Genomic DNA, 1,342 nt, shown 5'->3' with positions numbered 1-1,342 from the left:
GAGAGTGTAAATCTAACTCTGTCTAAGTTTAGTAATTCAAATCTCACTAACTTAGACAATTATGACACAAGAAGAATTAAATAACCTGCAAAAAAAGGCCCTCCAGCAATTAAAGTCTGGAGAGTCGTTGTTTGGAAAAGATGGGGCCTTCTCTCCGATGCTCAAAGGCTTTATAGAAGCGGCCTTGCAGGCCGAGATGGATGCCCATCTGGACCAGACCGAACGCAAAGCCGGTAATAAGCGGAACGGCAAGGGCAGCAAAACCATCAAAAGCTCGGCTGGGTCCTTCCAGATCGACACTCCGCAGGACCGCCAGAGCAGCTTCGACCCACAGCTGATCAAAAAGCGCGAGACGGTGCTGGCAGACAGCCTGCAGGAGAAGATTATCGGCCTCTACGGGCTCGGAATGAGCCTGCGGGACATACGAGATCATATCGCCGAGATGTACGATACCGAGCTTTCCCACACCGTGCTCTCCCAAATTACCGACCGGGTTATTCCGGAGGTCAAAGCCTGGCAGAGCCGGCCCTTGGAACCGGTATACTGTATTGTGTGGCTGGATGCCATGCATTACAAAGTTCGCGAGGAAGGACGAGTCCAACACAAAGCACTCTACAATATCCTCGGCATCAATCGGCATGGCTACAAGGAGGTATTGGGCGCCTATATCTCCGAGAGTGAAGGAGCCAACTTCTGGCTGCAGGTGCTCTCTGACCTGCAAAATCGAGGATTGGAAGACATCTTGATCGCCTGTACGGATAACCTGCGTGGATTTACCGAAGCCATTGGCAGCGTGTATCCCAAAGCGGAAGTCCAAAGCTGCATAATCCACCAAATCCGTAACTCCCTAAAGTACGTAGCCAGCAAGGACCAAAAGGAGTTCATGCGGGAGCTAAAGTGCGTCTACCGGGCCGACACGAAAGATCTGGCCGAGATGGCCCTGGAGGAGTTGGCAGGCAAATGGGAATCCAAATACCCGGTAGTTATCGATTCCTGGAGAAACAATTGGGAGAAGCTAACTACTTACTTCCAGTATACGCCACCAATTCGAAGGCTGATTTACACTACCAATGCCGTGGAAGGCTACCACCGGCAGATCCGTAAGGTCACCAAGACCAAGGGGGCCTTTACCAGTGATATGGCCTTGCTTAAGCTGGTGTACCTAGCAACAAGAAACATCGAAAAGAAATGGACATCCCCGCTGCAGAACTGGGCATTGACTGTTCAGCAGCTGGCGATTAGATTTGGAGACCGGCTACCGCTGGATCTGAATCGCAACCCCTGATGGGGCTAGCCCCATCAGGGGTTCAATATAACAGGACAGAGTTTAGTTTACACTACC

The 1,342-nt window shown here is 51.1% G+C and carries 1 protein-coding gene; it reads left to right on the top strand.

Translation table 11 applies throughout. The features are described from left to right. Nucleotides 1–61 precede the first annotated feature (61 nt). The gene (locus tag ACG2E4_RS18400) at nt 62–1,285 is read left to right on the top strand and encodes an IS256 family transposase (protein ID WP_395277503.1); all 1,224 of its coding nucleotides are present in this window, start codon (nt 62–64) and stop codon (nt 1,283–1,285) included. Nucleotides 1,286–1,342 lie beyond the last annotated feature (57 nt).

The organism is Halalkalibaculum sp. DA384 (genome assembly GCF_043951955.1).
GTDB lineage: Bacteria > Bacteroidota > Rhodothermia > Balneolales > Balneolaceae > JAMQKA01.
This window is presented reverse-complemented; position numbering and strand designations above follow the sequence as displayed.